The organism is Paenibacillus sp. GYB006, from assembly GCF_036577645.1.
GTDB lineage: Bacteria > Bacillota > Bacilli > Paenibacillales > Paenibacillaceae > Paenibacillus.
In genome coordinates, this window is the sequence record NZ_JARBDA010000001.1 from 326,186 (window position 1) to 342,522 (window position 16,337).

Below are 16,337 nucleotides of genomic sequence, written 5' to 3' on the forward strand. Positions count from 1 at the left end.
AGTTACTATTCCTCTTGAAACAGACTTTAAATTTTTTTCACCTGTTAGTCCTATTATTCCAAGGATTAAAGTAGTTAATGAAAGGATGTAAACAATATTAAAGGCGTCTGGGACGGATATTTTATGGATAAGTCTATAGATTTCGATCCAATATGGCATTGTCAAATACGAAACTAAACAAATTATTGAAAGGAAGAAAGACCAAAAATTTAGTTTTTCTCTCATAAATTCCACCTCCTCATATAGCTAATTAGGCATAAGAAATATACCAAGGATTTTGAGAAACTTAAACGTTCGTATGTGTCCGACAATCCTGAATGTTGTGATTTTTGGTTTCGTTAGGCAGGTTTGAAGCATTAACTATATAGGATAATAACCTCCAATCACAATGCAGAAATTTACATCTAGAATTTAGTTGAAATACAAGAAACACATAGGCTGTCCTAATAAAAGGGAGCAGTTGCCAAATGGCAAGCTGCTCCCTGCTGTTTTCTACTAACGTTTTTCTGTTAGTTTAACACACAAACGTAAATATGTACCTGTAGTAAAGGGAACCCGAAACAGTAAATAACTGTTATAGTCATTGACTTTAGATCTGGAACAAGGAAAATGGATTAACTTATATAAGTTAAAATTGATTTATATTAAAGTATACTTTATATTTAAGTTATATTGATAGTGAAGGGGATTTAATATATGAAAAAAAGTAAGGGAGATAAATTATTTGAACTCGTTACCGAAATAAACGAGATGCATTATACAATGAATAAAATAATCATAAAAGAGTATCAATCTTTACTCGATGATGATCTTTCTAATAATCAAACAATTCTAATGAATATTGTTAAAGATCACGAAAAAATTTCTATTGGAGAAATTGCTCGACTAATGAAAATAACATCGAGTGCTGTTGGACAGATTGTTAATAAGCTCGAAGATGAAAATTATTTAGTGCGGACAATTAATCCAAAAAATAGACGCGAAATACTTGTGCAACTAGCAGATAAAGGAACCAAATATTTTGAAAAGGAAGAAAAAATAAATCGAGAAATTATTAATCGTTTTTACTCGCAAATGGAATTGAGTGAAATGGAAGAACTCAAAAGAATTCTCACAAAGCTAAGTAAGATTGTAGAAAATAAATGTGAAAAACAAGATTGGAAGGAAACTAATCATGTCTAACACAAAGGCTAACTTAGAAAGTTTATTCAATGATATTAAGGAAAGAGAATTATTAAATGGGACGGTTCTTGTCGCTAAAAAAGGCGAGATTTTATATGAAGGAGCTTTCGGTGATGCTGAACTGTCAACAAATCGTCCATTAACATCACGATCTGTTTTCAACCTTGCATCTGTTTCAAAGCCAATTACAGCAACCGCAATTTTACTACTCATCCAGGAAGGTAAGCTAAGTCTTGATGATTCTGTGGAGAAATGGATACCTAATCTTCCTTATGAAGGAATTACAATTAGACACTTACTTAATCACACGAGCGGACTTCCTGATTATTTAGATCTATTTGAGTTGAACTGGGATAAAAAGAAAATCGCTGATAATGATGACTTAATCAAGTATTTAATCAAATACAAACCTGAGCGTCTATTTGCACCAAATGAGCGTGTTGAATATAGCAATACTGGTTATATTTTACTTGCATTAATCATCGAATGCGTAACTGACATGGATTTTGCTGATTTTTTACAAGCGAACATTTTTAAACCACTTAATATGGCTCGTACTCAAGCCATTGGCGTTAGAAAAGAGAATATCGAAATTGATGATTATGCATACGGTTATGTCTACGATGTATATGCAGGTGAGCATATTTTGGCAGATGATTTTGAGGAGTCAAAAATGGTTACCTATTTAGATGGAATGCTTGGTGACGGTGGTATTCAATCAACTGTTAGGGATCTATATCTTTATGAGCGTGCTCTAAGCGCAGGTAATTTAATCAATGATGATTTACTAAAAGAAGCTTATAAACCAGCAATGACAAAAACTGAGTCACCATTTAAATATGGTTTTGGTTGGATTTTGGAGGATGATGAGGAAAAAGGTCAAATAATTTGGCATAGTGGCGGTTGGCCAGGTTATGCGACAAGCCTTAGACGCTTCATCGATCATGATATTGTCATTATCGCACTAAGAAATAAAGAACAAGATTTCGACTTTGAACAACAAGTCTTACATGCAATTGAGCAAGCTACTTTCAATGAGCCTTATAAACTTGCTGAGGAAAAACCTCCTTTAGAACGTGCCCAACTTCTCCCAGAAGATGTTTTAAAACGTCTTGTCGGCGATTATGTACTAACAGAACATCCTGATTTAATCATTCATGTTTTATTAGAAAACAATAGACTTTTTATCAAGATGCCTGGTTCAATGAAACTCGAATTACACGCTAAAACAGAGGAAAACTTCTTCTTAAGAGGATTATCAGTAAATGTTGATTTTACAACGGAAGACGGCAAGGAATTAGTAAAAATTTATGATGGTACCGAAGTGCAAACAGCAGAGCGCATCAATTAACTACAGCTTTTATACTCTCTCTATACAACCCGTTAATTGAATGAAGAACAGTCGGTCTTTATGACCGGCTGCCTCTTTATTTTTCTTGAACTAACGTTTTACCGTTAGCGCAACTATCTCTTTCTAAGTTGGTAATAATTGTACTTCCTATTCTCAATCTCAATATTGTTTTGAAATTCAAAACCACATTTTTGTATCACTTTATTCGATGGAACGTTACGTATCTGAGCTATAGCAATGACATCCTGGACATTGGTATTTTCAAAGAAATACTTAATTAATCCTTTTGCGGCTTGGGTCGTGTAACCCTTGTTTGTATGGTCTTTTGAAATCCCAAAAAAGATCTCTCTATTGGGTGATGGCACTCTATCCAATATTCCTGTACCGCACACGCCGATAAACTTACCAGTCCCTTTGGATATTATACCCATTCGTAAACGGAGTTGCCCTATATCTCCATCTTTTGATACAGCATTTAGAAACCGTTTGTTATCTGGTATTTCATAATTCGTTATCCATTCTTCCCGCTGTTCTCTGGATACGTTCCAATCAATCAAAAATTCATTGAAATGGGGTTGCCAGGTAATGTTCTGTAATTCATTTAGATCTTCAATCATATACTCCCTCAAAAATATATCTTTGCATTCTATAGTAAAGATGTTTTTACTCATATTTTGTAAGTTACTCATTGATATCCTCCTAATATATAGAAGGAATACAAAGCAGGAATAGAGTAATGAAAGGGCGTCTAATTATCTTTATTAGACGCCCTCAATGAAACATATCGGGAATGTAACAATGTTCTTGTCATCTGTCGGGAATGTTATCAAGTTATTGTCATTGGGTTTTAAACAAGAACTTGATAACATAAATTTAAAAAGCCGCTTAATCAGCGGCTTCTATTGTTACTATGTTTTTGTCACCCGACACTAGCTGCTGCTCACGAGCCGATCAATATGATCGGCTCCTTCTTGTTTTTATTGAGCTACAGTTTCCCCTCAGTAACCAACAATCTCTTCGCTTCAAAATGTATTCTGATGAGTGTGTCCAAAGTAACTTTTCCGCCATGAATAAAGAATTCCTCGAACCATTCACCCGTCATTTTATATTTCTCCTGCTGGTCAAACCATTTGCAAAATGCTTCTCCTGTCGGCTCCAACATACGATGAAGTGTGGGAGTGACGACATACAATCCGCCTTCAAAATCTATCAGGCTGATAAGTGAATCCTCTGTTATTGAGATATCTATCCCTGTAACGTCCATATAAACCTCGTAATAGAAATCCTCCTCCGGAGCACCTCCGTTGTTATGCGCTCGAATTCGCAGATTAGATTGATCAATACCTTGCGATAATGTCCAAGCGATCATGACGTCAAATGCTTCTTTCTTTATTTGGTGCCACTTCCTTCCCTTCGTGCCCACAGCCTTGTAATATGCTGCTCGGTAAGGTTGAAGTTCAATAATTTCTTTTGTTTCTGTTTTGACGGGTTCGATTGGGATGTAAATATCCATTTCATGCTTTTCAGGTGGTATGCCGAGATGGGTAGCACAACGCATATCATAGTGTTCCATGATCGGACCGGGAGCTGTTTGAAAGGACGAGCTTGGAAACCATTCCTTGAAAATATGGTCATACGTTCGTCCTATCGACTCCTCAACGGGTCCAATCGCTGTGAACATGGCATATTTCGTTTTAGGGATGAGACGTGCTATGGTCCCTGACGGTACATGGTCTACGCTTGTCACTTCGATCCCGATAAAATAGGTGTACCCGCTTTCGTCTCGATCTACAGTCAGTGCATAATCAATTTCTTTTTCTGACTCAACCCGCAAATGTGCAATATTGCCGAAAGTTTGTTGCCATTCTTCGAAATATTGTTTCCACAGATCGGGCGAAGATACACCATCTTCAAATCGGCATTCTATCCCAATTAGTTTCATCGCTGGTTTTGTTACGATCATCGTATGTGGCTTGGTTTTTATCAAGGCTTCAGCTCCCTGTTGCTGCAGTGCGAGATTAACAGCGTGGAATGTAGGCAAAAGAAACCGTCCCCTCCGATAGTTTTCTGGTGTTATTCCATACACGCGTTTGAAAGCTCTTCCGAATACATCATGGGATTCGAAGCCGTAGTCATATGCGATCTCCGTTATTTTATCATTGCTATTCCTTAATCGTTCGGCAGCAAGATCTAATTTGCGACCGCGTACATATGACATGACGGTGAAGCCGGTGTACGCCTCAAACACACGCAAAAAATGTGACTTAGAGAAGCCGGCTAACGCTACAAGTGACTCACACGGAATGTCTTCCTGTACATGCGATTCGATATAATTAAGTGCGGATTGAATTCTTTGCTTATAGTCTATGGATGTGCACCTCCATGGCGTTCATTGTAGCATGGAGAACAATTGGTTTCTCGATGTTTTTTCTCATATTGGCGGAGAAACACGGTTAGTACGTAATCCTGCCCGGTAGTCGAACAGGCTGCCGAAGCTCCGGCAACCTGTTGTCATGGTGCTATCGTTTCCCGTTTGCTTTAATCAACCTTCTAAGCTTTATCAGCTTTGGTCTCATAAAGTACTTCACCTTTGATTCATGCTCTCTCTGTATGCCGTTTTGAAATTTGATATGAGAAAAGAAGGAGATAGGTAAAATAATATGGAACAACTACATAACCATTAACATTACTGATGAACATATAAATGAGGTTAGAAATGAATAAGGATAGAAATTGGACAGTTTTATTTATTGGTGGAGCATCGGGAAGTGGTAAATCAAGTATTGCTTATGAGATTGCTAGATTTTACGGGGTGAATGTCTTGGAAGTAGATGATGTTCATCTATCTGTAAAAACAGTTACAACAAAGGAGCATTTTCCTGTAGTTATTATTGGGATTCTGTTAAAGATGGGAAATATGTTGGAGTTGACGGGACGGTAGACTGGCTGATTGATGTCAGCAAAGAGATGGTTCCAGTATTAAGAGAGCTTGCAAACAGGCATATTGAGGATAAATTACCTATCATTATTGAAGGCGATTTTATCCTTCCCGAATTTACATTATCTTTCGATAACTCGCAGGTGAAATCAATATTTATACATGAATCAGATAAAAATCAAATCGTGCAGAACTATTTAGCAAGAGAAGGTGGCGAATTACAACATGACAGAGCCGAAGTAAGTATTTCATATGGAAACTGGATAGCAGATACCTGTAAGAGAAATGAAATTAAACTAATTGAATCAAAACCTTGGAACACTGCTTTGAGCAGAGCTATAAATTGCTTATTGTAAACCTATGGGGAGTTAATGAAGCTTATTGGAAATATCCTGCTAGTATAACTTAATAAGGTATCATTACTTATATATCATGTGACATGGGTTCCTTAGTTCAGATACTTAATTCTTATTAATAATACGCTGTACTAAGGGGCAGAAGGGAGGGTATGATTGATAATTCAAACGAGATCATGGTAGAAACTTACGTTCGAATAGTCTTAGTTACATTAATATCTATAGTTGTTGTATACTACGCATATCTATTGGGACAAGCAAGAGCTAGAATAAAGCAAGCCTACAAGAACCCGACTGATCAAAGTATGGAACGCATGGCACTTCTTAAGCAAAAGCTCGTTCCCACGGTATGTTATTTACTGTGTATGGTTACCGTCGGGGTACTTTATTTCGTAGGAATTAATCTCGCAGTTATGTCTTATTTGCTCTTCATCTTCAATGTTATTGTTGCTTTCCTAGGCGACAAAAGGATTTTGTCAAAAGCAGAATTCAAGAATAAATAACAATATTACCTTATACTCAAAATAACTTCATCTAACAACAAATTTATACATCAAATATGCTGTGGAGAGGGAGGGTCTTCCGTGGAAATGAAAGATGAGAAAGGAAATGTACTAGGAATACTAGACATCGACTCGCTTAACAGGAACAACGTGATGGAGGCCATTATTAAGGAACTAAAGCCTGGTATGGGTAAGGGAATTTATATCGCAGATGCTGGTGAAAAAAAGATTAGCCAACAAAAGAATTATAAAGCAGTAGAATGGAATGCAGGTCTTACTTGCTTTAAGAGAAAAAGCCTCTCCGTGGGAACTCTCATTTCCTATGGATGCGGAACTTGAGAATATTCAGGTGTACTATGGATTTGATAATTTAACATTCTTTTCGAAAGAATTCTCCTTCCTCAAAACATGTGAAAGGGCGAATAGCCCCATGTCTAGGTGGGAGATGGAATTCGGTTTGGCAAAGCCAAAAGGGGTTTGTTTTTGATTTCGGTATGTAATGATGTAATGATAGAATCAGTCTTATAAGTGTGAAAGGCTGGTGTATAAATGAAATTAGATAGTAATAACCATTCAGTCTTCTTATTGTAGTGCTATTTGGTTTTAGTGGTTAAATATAGAAAAATGGTGTTTGCTGATGCACTTTCAACATACGCAAAAGACATATTTTTACGTCTTTCTGAAAACTACAACGTAACATTGATGGAATGGAATCATGATAGTGACCATGTACACGTTTTATTCAAGGCGCATCCGAATACAGAATTAACCAAATTCATTAATGCGTACAAAAGTGCAAGTTCTCGACTGATAAAACGGGACTTCCCACAAGTAAAAAAGAAGCTATGGAAAGAAATGTTCTGGTCGAGAAGTTTTTGTCTGCTGACCACGGGCGGTGCAACACTGGATGTCATCAAAAAATATATTGAAAATCAAGGAGAAAAGCGAGGTGCAGGGCGTGCTAAAAGCGTATAAGTATCGTATCTATCCAAACAGCGAACAGCGTCTATTCTTTGCGAAAACATTCGGTTGCGTTCGTTTTGTCTACAACAAAATGTTAGCGGACAGAATATCTTCATATAAAGAATTGCATGAAAAAGAAGATAAAACGATTAAATATCCCACACCCGCTCAATATAAGAAAGAATTTGAATGGTTAAAAGAAGTGGATAGTTTAGCTTTAGCTAACGCCCAAATGAATCTAAACAAGGCATATGCTCATTTCTTTCGGGATAAATCCGTCGGATTCCCAAAATTCAAAAGTAAAAAAGAAAACTATCACAGCTACACAACCAATAACCAAAAAGGTACCATCTCAATTGAAAATGGGAAGTTGAAATTACCGAGACTCAAATCACTTATCAAAATCAAGCAACACCGTCCATTTTTTGGTACTATTAAATCGGCTACCGTTTCGAAAACCCCAACAAATAAGTATTTCGTATCCGTTTTGGTGGAAGAAAACGAGCAATTATTTCCGAAACTGGACACACAAGTGGGCATTGATGTGGGGTTGAAAGAGTTCGCCATCTTATCAAACGGGCAACGATACGAAAATCCAAAATGGTTTCGTAAAGCGGAAAAACGATTGGCTTTTTTGCAACGTTCCCTTTCTCGCAAAAAGAAAGGGTCTTTCAATCGCCAAAAAATGCGATTGAAAGTAGGGAGACTTCATGAGAAAATCGCCAATCAACGTGCCCATTATCTTCACTGTATTAGTCATGTCATTACGAACGAAAACCAAGTCATTGTGATGGAAGACCTAAAAGTGAAGAATATGCAAAAAAATCGCAAATTGGCGAAAGCCATTAGTGAAGTATCCTGGTCGCAATTCAGAACCATGATTGAGTACAAAGCAATGTGGAAAGGTCGAGATGTCATCATCGCTCCCAAAAACTATGCAAGCAGCCAATTATGTTCAAGTTGTGGGTACAAACATGCAGACGTGAAAAATCTCAACTTGCGCGAATGGACATGTCCTTCTTGTCACACACAACATGACCGAGATTATAACGCTTCTCTCAATTTGGTCAAATTAGCTATGTAAGATGGTCTATATTTTAGAGGTCGGAACGACCTTGTTAGCTTGGTTCATATAGAATGCTATCAAAAGGTTCTACTTCCCAAGAAGCCCCCACTTCTAAGCGTAGCGTAAGTGGTGGGTAGTTCACCGAACCAAGAAATAGATTTGATAAGAGGAAAGCAGAAGAACGGGCAAGCACGTAGTGTTGCGAGATCTGAGGCCAAATCATACATTAGTCGGTTTAAGTGTCACTTATAACAAGGGGGGGCGGGATTTTGAGTTCCGAATATTTGGAACTACAAAAAGCCGAATTCAATTATCCGATCTAGAGGACTATACATATGAAAATGTACAGATACGAGGGAATGAGGCTGTGTACATTGGAGATGATGAGAAACAACAATTGATCTGGATTGAAATGGACTCACGTGGTAAGGCGCTGCAATATGAGATAGGAACGGAAGGTAGTGACCGGGATTGGGTCATATCTATTGCTGAATCTTTGTTATAAAAAAAGCCCCTTTGTGCGCTGCACTTCAGGCCGGATGGACCGTGCCGAAGTGAATCACAAAGGGGTTATCTTTTTTATTGTTTTTTCGATTTTGCCGAACTCATAAACCAGTAGGCCATACCTACAAAAACGGAGCCGCCAACGATATTCCCAAGAGTAACAGGAATTATATTATGCAGCCATCCTGCAAATGTAATCGTTTCTGGATGCCCAGGCAGCATAAGAGCAATGGTCATGAGTGACATATTGGCTACACTATGCTCGAATCCTGCCGCAATAAATGCGTACAGCATCCACCAGATGAGAATAAGTTTAGCTGTGTCTTCTTTCGTTCTCATCGATGTCCATATAGCCAAACATACGAGCCAGTTACATAAAATGCCACGGAAAAACAATTGGTCAATAGGCATGGTCATTTTTCCTGCAGCGGCTGTAAAGAGCAGGTGATCTGGCGGGATTTTTCCGAACACACCAGATCCATAGATCAGAAGGCAAAGTACGACAGCGCCAAGCAAGTTGCCGAAGAAGACGATTGCCCAATTCTTAAATGTAAAAGCCCAAGAGGTTTGCTTCGATAAACTGCTTACTGTGAAGAGCATATTGTTACCGGTAAATAATTCAGAACCTGCAAAGATGACAAGTGTGAGTGCAATGCCGAAAGACATCCCCATGACGAGCTGAACGGCTGGAGAGCCTGCGGCTTTGAATGAACCGCCTACTGTGAAAATAAGCATAATACCAATTCCAATATAAGCCCCTGCAAGCATGGCAGCAATGAAGTAACGTAACAAACTTGTTTGCATAAGCTTCTTTTTCGCTTCTACTGACTGATTAACCAGTTCGATCGTTGATTGGAACATCGTCTTCCCCTGCCTTATGAATGGTTACGAATAACGATTAGTTAATAGTGTTTATATCACCAGATTTTAACTTATTGTAACATATATTTTATTTTCTTCTACAAAAACGGGGAACGTGCGAACTTGACCTTCGTCCGGTGCTTGAACGCATCCATCCCGCATATCAATTTTCCAATCATACAAAGGGTCATACACATAGGGTCCAGAGACAATCCCTTCGTTCAAAGGCCCGCCTTTGGGATGAGGATTGCGATCTTCCAGTGCATAGATCTGTTCAGCAGTTTTAAATATAGCGAGTTTGAGGTCCTCAATCACAACCGTTCTTCCTACACGTTCTAAAAATTCATCTGTCGTCCCGATATAAACTGACTTTTCGGTGATCGTATTAGACATCTATGAACACTCCTTTATGCATTGTATACTTAAGATTTCGCAACGACTACTTTTTCAAATAAGGTTTCTTTCAGTTTTTGATCTTTCAATACTTTTTGCCATGGATCTTCCGTACGGCTTAGTGCAATATCCATTCGCTCAGCAAGCTGTTTCCGTTGTTCTACGTCTGTTACCGTGTTACGTTGAATGAGATCAAGTCCCACACGTTCTACCCAATCCGAAGTACGCTCTAAATATTTAGCTGTTTCTCTGTAGAACTGAAGTACAGCAGCACTGATTTCGATTAGTTCTTCATCTGTTTTTACTTTGCATAGCAGATCAGCAAGTCTTGCTTTAATACCGCCGTTACCGCCTACATAAATTTCCCAGCCGCCGTCATTACCGACGATACCAATATCTTTTGTACAAGATTCTGCACAGTTACGTGGACAACCGTTCACTGCAAATTTAACTTTGGCAGGGAAGTCGATACGTTCAAATTTACGTTCAATCAGTTCACCGATATGGAGGGAATCCTGTGTACCAAAACGGCAATAAGCAGAGCCGACACAAGTCTTAACGGTACGCAGGGATTTCGCATAAGCATAACCAGATGGCATATTCAGCTCTTCCCACACTTTAGGCAGATCTTCTTTTTTTACACCCATCATGCCGATCCGTTGACCGCCTGTCATTTTCACAAGAGGCAGATTATATTTAATCGATATATCGGCAATCTTTTTCAAATCCTGTGGTGTTGTCATACCGCCATACATCCGAGGAACAACGGTATAAGTTCCGTCTTTCTGAATATTCGCGTTCATACGCTCATTAACAAAGCGAGAAGCAGGTTCATCTTGATAAGTGGTTGGCCACAGCATACCGAGATAGTAGTTCAGAGCAGGGCGGCACTTCGAGCATCCTTCTGGTTGACTCCATTCCAGAGCTTTCGTTACTTCTGCCACGGTATGAAGATTTTGCTGTTTAATTGCCTCAACAATTTCATCTCTCGACATCGTTGTGCAACCGCAAATACCTTCTTTAACTTCTGCATCAAATCCATTTCCTAGGACAAGCTGCATTACTTGTTCTACCAGCGGTTTACATCCGCCGCAAGAGCGGGATGCGCCTGTTTTCATTTTCACTTGATCAAGAGTAGTTAGACCGTCAATAGTAACGGCATCGACAATCATTTTTTTCGTTACACCATTACAGCCGCAGACGATATCTTCATCAGTTAGTTCAGCTGCTACGTTCGCTTTGGCACCACCGCCGCAGCATCCGCCTGTTCCTGTTAATTCTGCATACAATTCTTCCGTCATAAGTTCGCCTTTTTTAACGAACCGCTCAAGTCGGGAAGAGTCATCAATGTCCCCAAATAGTACAGCACCAACGATTACGTTGTCCTGCATTACAATCTTTTTATACGTACCTTTCCATCCGTCATGCATTGTAATGGTTGTATGTTGTTTTTCTTCCATAAAAGTACCGGTTGAGAATACATCAACGCCCGAAATTTTAAGCTTCGTGGAGCAGATCGATCCTTCGTATGGCTTTGTTTCCACGCCCGCAAGGGACTTCGCAAGTACCGCACCTTGCTCAAATAATGGTGCTACGAGACCGTAGCATGTGCCGCGGTGTTCCGTACATTCACCAACTGCGAATACATCAGGTACAGAAGTCTGCATGTAATCATCAACAACAATACCGCGATTTACTTCGATTCCACTATTGTTTGCAAGTTCCGTATTTGGACGAATACCAACAGACATAACGACTAACTCCGCTTCGAGCTCAGTACCATCTGTAAAAGTAAGGCCGGTAACGCGAGTATCCCCTTTTAAAGCAGAGGTCTGTTTACCTAATGCGAATTTAATACCTTGGCTTTCCAGTTCTTTTTCCAGCATTTTAGCTGCAGTTACATCAAGTTGACGTTCCATGAGATAATCAGGCAGATGAACAACAGTTACATCCATGCCTAGCTGAACAAGTCCTTTCGCTGCTTCCAGGCCTAACAATCCACCGCCGATGACAGCAGCTTTTTTATACTTCGATGCTGCTGCAATCATCGTCTCACAGTCTTCAATATCGCGGAAGCCAATGACACCTTCGAGATCAGAACCCGGAATAGGGAGAATAAATGGATTCGAACCTGTCGCGATAATCAGGCGATCATAGTCAACTGCCGATCCATCATCCATTTGAACTGTTTTTTGTTCTGTATTAATTTTCGTACCGCGTTTACCTGTAACCAGGTGAATCCCGGCCGATTCATACCATGCACGATCATTAATTACAATATCATCAATCGTCTTGCTTCCCTCTAATACATAAGAAAGCATGATACGATTATAGTTAGGGTGGGGCTCAGCACCAATTACTGTAATGCTGTATTGATCTGTAAGTTTAAGAAGCTGTTCAATTGTGTTCATGCCAGCCATTCCGTTACCAACAACAACAAGCTTTTGTTTTTGTGTCATAGTTAGTTCCTCCTCATCGATTCCACTGATATCCTGCAAAGTTATTTTTATAGTAAGCGAGGTAAATTAAGTATGTGACTTTTTTCACATAAATATTTAAAAAAAGAGAGCATTTTCATTTCCAATTGCGTGTAGCTTGTTAATAATTGACTTCTTTATATATTTAATAATATAGACTTTTAAATTACATAGAGTGAGTAAAATCACATGAATTATGTATTTTTTGTGAATGAAAAAAGTGGAAGTAGACATAAAGACCATTTATCCATTTATTTTATATTTTAACTGTAGAGGGTAGAATCGTGATGTAAATATATGTATATTTATGGAATAACAAAGTGGTGTTTTCCATTCAGGTATGAAGGAGGATGTTCTATGAAAGAATTACCGACGATTCCATTAAAAAGACTTTCCTTGCGACCATTTCGTCAAGAGGATGCCGAGCAGGTCCAAGAATTAGCAGGCGATAAGTATATTGCTGAGACGACACTATATATCCCGCATCCTTATGAGGATGGGATGGCAAAGGCTTGGATCGATACACATACTGAACATTTTAATGAAGAAAGATCACTTACTTTAGCTATTGTACATAAAGAGGAATCTTATTTGATTGGCGCGATAACGATTGGATGCAATAAGAATTTTGATCATGGAGAACTCGCCTATTGGATTGGAAGAAAGTATAAGAGTAATGGATATTGTACAGAAGCTGCAAAAGGGATCGTGCATTATGCATTTGAAGAAATGAAACTGAACCGAATCTATGCTCGTCATTTAGCGAGAAATCCTGCATCAGGTAAAGTTATGCAAAAGATTGGTATGAAATATGAAGGATTATTAAGACAGCATGTTAAAAAGTGGGGCGAGTATGAAGACATTGTGTGCTACGGATTGTTAAGGGACGAATATATATTTTAAGAGGGAAAATAGTAATTTGCATGGGAGAAAAACGAATGGCGAATATTATTTTAATTGGACCAATTTGTGCGGGGAAATCAACGGTTGCTGAGTTGTTATCTCAAAAGACAGGAATGCCGAGATGTTCGCTTGATGACATAAGATACAAATATTACGAAGAATTAAATTATGATCACAATCATGCTTTAGAATTGCAAGAAAAGTATGGTTTTTGGGAGAAGTATAAATATTGGAAGCCGTTTGAAGCTCACTTGGTTGTTCGGGTTCTTGAAGAATATACAGATCATATTATTGATTTTGGTGCAGGGCATTCTGTTTATGAAGAGGAAGCTTTATTTCAGAAAGTAGATCGAGCGCTGCATAACGAACCTTTTGTTTTTCTATTAATCCCTTCGAGAAATAGAGAAGAGTCTGCACAGATTCTATGTGAACGCTCTGAACTTGATTTTAATCGACATTTTGTAGAGCATGACTCCAATGAGAAGTTAGCGAAATATATTATTTATACGAAAAATCATACTCCTGAAGAAACGATGAGAGAAATTATGAGTTATACATTGAGAAGAAATTAAATGAAAATATCATTAACGGAAGAATTGGCGTTAGAGAACATAAATTCATTTGGAGAGCGATCAAGCCTGGTTCATGATTTGATAATTCATATATTTAGGAGCTGATCTTGGTGACAAGAAAAAGGAATGTAGCCGTACTGCTGTATGAACATGTCGATGGCTTAGATTTTTGCGGAGCATTTGATGTATTTGCCACCGCAAGCGATTGGGGAAAAGACTTTTATACGTATACAGTCAGCGAGAAGTCGGAGTTAGTAAATACGATAAGTTCTTTTACCGTTGCTCCTAAATATAACTTTAGTGATTGTCCGAAGCCCGATATTCTAGTTGTTCCTGGAGGTATAGGGGCTAGGACTGAAATGAACAATTTAGAACTGACATCGTGGATTAGACGTACCTCGGAAAATTCAGAAATTGTATTATCCATATGTACAGGTGCCCTATTGCTAGCAAAGGCGAATTTATTAAGTGGACTTAAAGTAACAACGAATCAGCGGGCTATGGACTTGTTAGTACAAGTGGCACCTAAGGATTGTGAAATCTTGAGAGATGTTAGGTATGTAGACAATGGCAAGATCGTGATGTCCGCAGGCGTTACGGCTGGAATGGATGCTTCTTTGCATGTGGTCTCCAAATTATTAGGTGAAGAGCGAGCTGTAGAAACTGCTTCAAGATTAGAGTATGGATGGAATCGGGAAATTCTGTAGTCAAGTTATTGAGACTTCATTTATTCGCCGCATGAAATCCAAAATAACATACTAAAGAAATAATAGAAACATAAGTAATCGCTCTAACATACGTAAATACGTCATTCAGGTGGATCTCAAAAAGATATAAAAACTCAGTATCATTTTGTGTTCCAATAAATACAGCATCGTTGATAAGTAAGATATTGATTACTATGGACAGAGCGAAAACAAGTAAAGAGAGTTTTGATAAGTATCGTCCATCTTCACTTTTCACAATAAATAAGATGGAGAACAGAATACAGAAGATTAATAGAGCTAATAGCATATAAGATCCCTTCATTTCATCAATATATTTGTATTTTTTCTGGCGACTTGAATTGGTTCTAAGAGGTACTTTCGAAATTGAATGTTTCTTTAATATAGTAACACATCGAACACAAATTCTCTTATTTAGCAAAACGGCCCATTTTATGAGGTGGATGAATTATATGAACGCTGGATTTATCTCGATCCTATAAAGCACGAAAGTGTTAGAAAGTAGAGCTGACTATGAAAAAAATATTCATGGTTTTTATTTTTCTCGCAATATTGCTGACAGGTTGTCAGAATCAAGATGTTGCAAATATGACTTGGGGAAATAAACACTCGATCAGCATAGAAGACGTTAGCGGAGTTGATCTACAGATGGGAGACGGCACTGTCATAACCCTACCACAAGAAGAAATGGTTCGTTATCTGAATGCAATAAGCAGCGGGATATTTGATAAAGGACAGCTTGATATACGTCCAGCGGACTATGCGGCAGAACTAACATTAAAGAACGGGGAAAAAAGGGAATTGTCTATGTGGATATCTGATGGATCAAATCTACTTACTGATCATGAGGATACCGGACATTATATATTAGATGAGAAAGCCAAAGCGACGATGATGGAGATTTTAAACGAGAAAGAAGAGCGATGAACTCGAATGGAGCGGAGGTAGATTTATCATGAACAGGCACTAAAGGGGTCAGCGGTGACCCTGTATTCGACGTTCCGCGGTTTATATTAAACGAATTTGATGTTCAACCCCAGAGGAGTACTTGAATTATATAAGAATTGCTTTTTGCTGGAAAAATAATGGAATGCGGTATTTAGAATAGGAGTGTAATCTATGAGTTCATTAACGAATGAAGACATACAGCTGATTGATGCTGCGAAAAAAACGATAAAAGAATTATATAAAGAGGGAAAACACCATGTGGGAGCAGCAATAAGAACGAAAACCGGTAAGACTTATTCAGCCGTTCATTTAGAGGCCTATATCGGAAGAGTGTCCGTATGTGCTGAAGCTGTTGTATTAGGAAAAGCAATTTCAGAGGGGGAATGCGATTTTGATACGATTGTAGCAGTAAGGCATCCGGATCTAACTGAAGAAGTACAAGAAATAGAAGTCGTTTCTCCTTGCGGGATCTGTAGAGAATTAATAAGTGATTATGGACCGGAGATAAATGTAATTTTAAAGAAAGAAAATCAGTACATAAAAGTAAAAGTTAGTGAATTGCTTCCGGAGAAATATAAAAGAGGGGAATAGAATA

Annotated in this window: 20 protein-coding genes; 14 read left to right on the forward strand and 6 right to left on the reverse strand. The window is 38.3% G+C overall.

Features of this window, described 5'->3' with window-relative positions:
• The first annotated feature begins 696 nt into the window (after positions 1 to 696).
• A complete protein-coding gene (locus PV403_RS01560; protein ID WP_213533303.1) occupies positions 697 to 1,182 on the forward strand; it encodes a MarR family winged helix-turn-helix transcriptional regulator in 486 nt (161 codons plus the stop codon).
• Complete coding sequence (locus PV403_RS01565; protein WP_213533301.1) at positions 1,175 to 2,533, forward strand: serine hydrolase domain-containing protein; 1,359 nt, start codon at positions 1,175 to 1,177, stop codon at positions 2,531 to 2,533. The genes PV403_RS01560 and PV403_RS01565 overlap by 8 nt, the downstream gene beginning before the upstream one ends.
• Positions 2,534 to 2,646: 113 nt before the next feature.
• Here the strand turns inward: PV403_RS01565 and PV403_RS01570 are convergent, their stop codons facing one another.
• Together PV403_RS01570 and PV403_RS01575 are read right to left on the reverse strand one after the other, a co-directional pair.
• A complete protein-coding gene (locus PV403_RS01570; protein ID WP_213533299.1) occupies positions 2,647 to 3,222 on the reverse strand; it encodes a GNAT family N-acetyltransferase in 576 nt (191 codons plus the stop codon).
• 296 nt (positions 3,223 to 3,518) lie between these two features.
• On the reverse strand, positions 3,519 to 4,901 hold the full coding sequence (locus PV403_RS01575; RefSeq protein ID WP_332083782.1) for an AraC family transcriptional regulator: 1,383 nt from the start codon (positions 4,899 to 4,901) through the stop codon (positions 3,519 to 3,521).
• A gap of 348 nt (positions 4,902 to 5,249) precedes the next feature.
• Here PV403_RS01575 and PV403_RS01580 point away from each other — a divergent pair, with 348 nt between their 5' ends.
• From PV403_RS01580 to PV403_RS01610, 7 genes are all read left to right on the forward strand, one after another.
• Entirely contained in the window at positions 5,250 to 5,474 is a 225-nt protein-coding gene (locus PV403_RS01580; RefSeq protein ID WP_213533295.1) for a hypothetical protein, read from the forward strand.
• 26 nt (positions 5,475 to 5,500) lie between these two features.
• Positions 5,501 to 5,827, forward strand: coding sequence for a hypothetical protein (locus tag PV403_RS01585; protein ID WP_213533293.1), 327 nt, complete (start codon positions 5,501 to 5,503; stop codon positions 5,825 to 5,827).
• Between the two features lie 152 nt (positions 5,828 to 5,979).
• Entirely contained in the window at positions 5,980 to 6,330 is a 351-nt protein-coding gene (locus tag PV403_RS01590) for a hypothetical protein (protein WP_213533291.1), read from the forward strand.
• An 81-nt stretch (positions 6,331 to 6,411) separates the two neighbouring features.
• The gene (locus PV403_RS01595) at positions 6,412 to 6,669 is read left to right on the forward strand and encodes a hypothetical protein (protein ID WP_213533289.1); all 258 of its coding nucleotides are present in this window, start codon (positions 6,412 to 6,414) and stop codon (positions 6,667 to 6,669) included.
• A gap of 258 nt (positions 6,670 to 6,927) precedes the next feature.
• Entirely contained in the window at positions 6,928 to 7,305 is a 378-nt protein-coding gene (gene tnpA / locus PV403_RS01600) for an IS200/IS605 family transposase (RefSeq protein ID WP_249717327.1), read from the forward strand.
• The gene (gene tnpB / locus PV403_RS01605; protein ID WP_213533535.1) at positions 7,289 to 8,377 is read left to right on the forward strand and encodes an IS200/IS605 family element RNA-guided endonuclease TnpB; all 1,089 of its coding nucleotides are present in this window, start codon (positions 7,289 to 7,291) and stop codon (positions 8,375 to 8,377) included. Before tnpA ends, tnpB begins: the two co-directional genes overlap by 17 nt.
• Positions 8,378 to 8,555: 178 nt before the next feature.
• Positions 8,556 to 8,864 (forward strand): hypothetical protein, encoded by a 309-nt coding sequence (locus tag PV403_RS01610; protein WP_332083385.1) that lies wholly within the window; start codon positions 8,556 to 8,558, stop codon positions 8,862 to 8,864.
• A 74-nt stretch (positions 8,865 to 8,938) separates the two neighbouring features.
• Here PV403_RS01610 and PV403_RS01615 read toward each other — a convergent pair whose 3' ends face one another.
• The 3 genes from PV403_RS01615 to nirB form a co-directional block, all read right to left on the reverse strand.
• Positions 8,939 to 9,724: a formate/nitrite transporter family protein gene (locus tag PV403_RS01615; protein ID WP_213533285.1), complete on the reverse strand. Its 786-nt coding sequence runs from the start codon at positions 9,722 to 9,724 to the stop codon at positions 8,939 to 8,941.
• A gap of 66 nt (positions 9,725 to 9,790) precedes the next feature.
• Entirely contained in the window at positions 9,791 to 10,117 is a 327-nt protein-coding gene (nirD, locus tag PV403_RS01620) for a nitrite reductase small subunit NirD (protein ID WP_213533283.1), read from the reverse strand.
• Between the two features lie 29 nt (positions 10,118 to 10,146).
• Positions 10,147 to 12,576, reverse strand: coding sequence for a nitrite reductase large subunit NirB (gene nirB / locus PV403_RS01625; protein ID WP_213533281.1), 2,430 nt, complete (start codon positions 12,574 to 12,576; stop codon positions 10,147 to 10,149).
• Positions 12,577 to 12,951: 375 nt separating this feature from the next.
• Here nirB and PV403_RS01630 point away from each other — a divergent pair, with 375 nt between their 5' ends.
• From PV403_RS01630 to PV403_RS01640, 3 genes are all read left to right on the forward strand, one after another.
• On the forward strand, positions 12,952 to 13,497 hold the full coding sequence (locus PV403_RS01630) for a GNAT family N-acetyltransferase (protein WP_332083386.1): 546 nt from the start codon (positions 12,952 to 12,954) through the stop codon (positions 13,495 to 13,497).
• 35 nt (positions 13,498 to 13,532) lie between these two features.
• A complete protein-coding gene (locus PV403_RS01635) occupies positions 13,533 to 14,069 on the forward strand; it encodes a shikimate kinase (RefSeq protein WP_332083387.1) in 537 nt (178 codons plus the stop codon).
• A gap of 110 nt (positions 14,070 to 14,179) precedes the next feature.
• Positions 14,180 to 14,776, forward strand: a complete 597-nt coding sequence (locus tag PV403_RS01640) for a DJ-1/PfpI family protein (RefSeq protein ID WP_332083388.1) — start codon at positions 14,180 to 14,182, stop codon at positions 14,774 to 14,776.
• A 16-nt stretch (positions 14,777 to 14,792) separates the two neighbouring features.
• Here the strand turns inward: PV403_RS01640 and PV403_RS01645 are convergent, their stop codons facing one another.
• Positions 14,793 to 15,083 (reverse strand): hypothetical protein, encoded by a 291-nt coding sequence (locus PV403_RS01645; protein WP_213533273.1) that lies wholly within the window; start codon positions 15,081 to 15,083, stop codon positions 14,793 to 14,795.
• Positions 15,084 to 15,307: 224 nt separating this feature from the next.
• Between PV403_RS01645 and PV403_RS01650 the strand changes: the two genes are divergently transcribed.
• Both PV403_RS01650 and PV403_RS01655 read left to right on the forward strand, forming a co-directional pair.
• The gene (locus tag PV403_RS01650; protein ID WP_213533271.1) at positions 15,308 to 15,721 is read left to right on the forward strand and encodes a hypothetical protein; all 414 of its coding nucleotides are present in this window, start codon (positions 15,308 to 15,310) and stop codon (positions 15,719 to 15,721) included.
• Positions 15,722 to 15,913: 192 nt separating this feature from the next.
• On the forward strand, positions 15,914 to 16,333 hold the full coding sequence (locus tag PV403_RS01655) for a cytidine deaminase (protein WP_213533269.1): 420 nt from the start codon (positions 15,914 to 15,916) through the stop codon (positions 16,331 to 16,333).
• Positions 16,334 to 16,337: the final 4 nt, after the last annotated feature.

What these genes read in the sequence shown, in the direction of transcription:
- PV403_RS01580 (WP_213533295.1), top strand. Translation starts at nt 5,250, where the DNA reads ATGAATAAGGATAGAAATTGGACAGTTTTATTTATTGGTGGAGCATCG.
- PV403_RS01590 (WP_213533291.1), top strand. Translation starts at nt 5,980, where the DNA reads ATGATTGATAATTCAAACGAGATCATGGTAGAAACTTACGTTCGAATA.
- PV403_RS01570 (WP_213533299.1), bottom strand. Translation starts at nt 3,222, where the DNA reads ATGAGTAACTTACAAAATATGAGTAAAAACATCTTTACTATAGAATGC.
- PV403_RS01615 (WP_213533285.1), bottom strand. Translation starts at nt 9,724, where the DNA reads ATGTTCCAATCAACGATCGAACTGGTTAATCAGTCAGTAGAAGCGAAA.
- nirD (WP_213533283.1), bottom strand. Translation starts at nt 10,117, where the DNA reads ATGTCTAATACGATCACCGAAAAGTCAGTTTATATCGGGACGACAGAT.
- PV403_RS01630 (WP_332083386.1), top strand. Translation starts at nt 12,952, where the DNA reads ATGAAAGAATTACCGACGATTCCATTAAAAAGACTTTCCTTGCGACCA.
- PV403_RS01560 (WP_213533303.1), top strand. Translation starts at nt 697, where the DNA reads ATGAAAAAAAGTAAGGGAGATAAATTATTTGAACTCGTTACCGAAATA.
- PV403_RS01565 (WP_213533301.1), top strand. Translation starts at nt 1,175, where the DNA reads ATGTCTAACACAAAGGCTAACTTAGAAAGTTTATTCAATGATATTAAG.
- nirB (WP_213533281.1), bottom strand. Translation starts at nt 12,576, where the DNA reads ATGACACAAAAACAAAAGCTTGTTGTTGTTGGTAACGGAATGGCTGGC.
- PV403_RS01650 (WP_213533271.1), top strand. Translation starts at nt 15,308, where the DNA reads ATGAAAAAAATATTCATGGTTTTTATTTTTCTCGCAATATTGCTGACA.
- PV403_RS01585 (WP_213533293.1), top strand. Translation starts at nt 5,501, where the DNA reads ATGGTTCCAGTATTAAGAGAGCTTGCAAACAGGCATATTGAGGATAAA.
- PV403_RS01655 (WP_213533269.1), top strand. Translation starts at nt 15,914, where the DNA reads ATGAGTTCATTAACGAATGAAGACATACAGCTGATTGATGCTGCGAAA.
- PV403_RS01645 (WP_213533273.1), bottom strand. Translation starts at nt 15,083, where the DNA reads ATGCTATTAGCTCTATTAATCTTCTGTATTCTGTTCTCCATCTTATTT.
- PV403_RS01635 (WP_332083387.1), top strand. Translation starts at nt 13,533, where the DNA reads ATGGCGAATATTATTTTAATTGGACCAATTTGTGCGGGGAAATCAACG.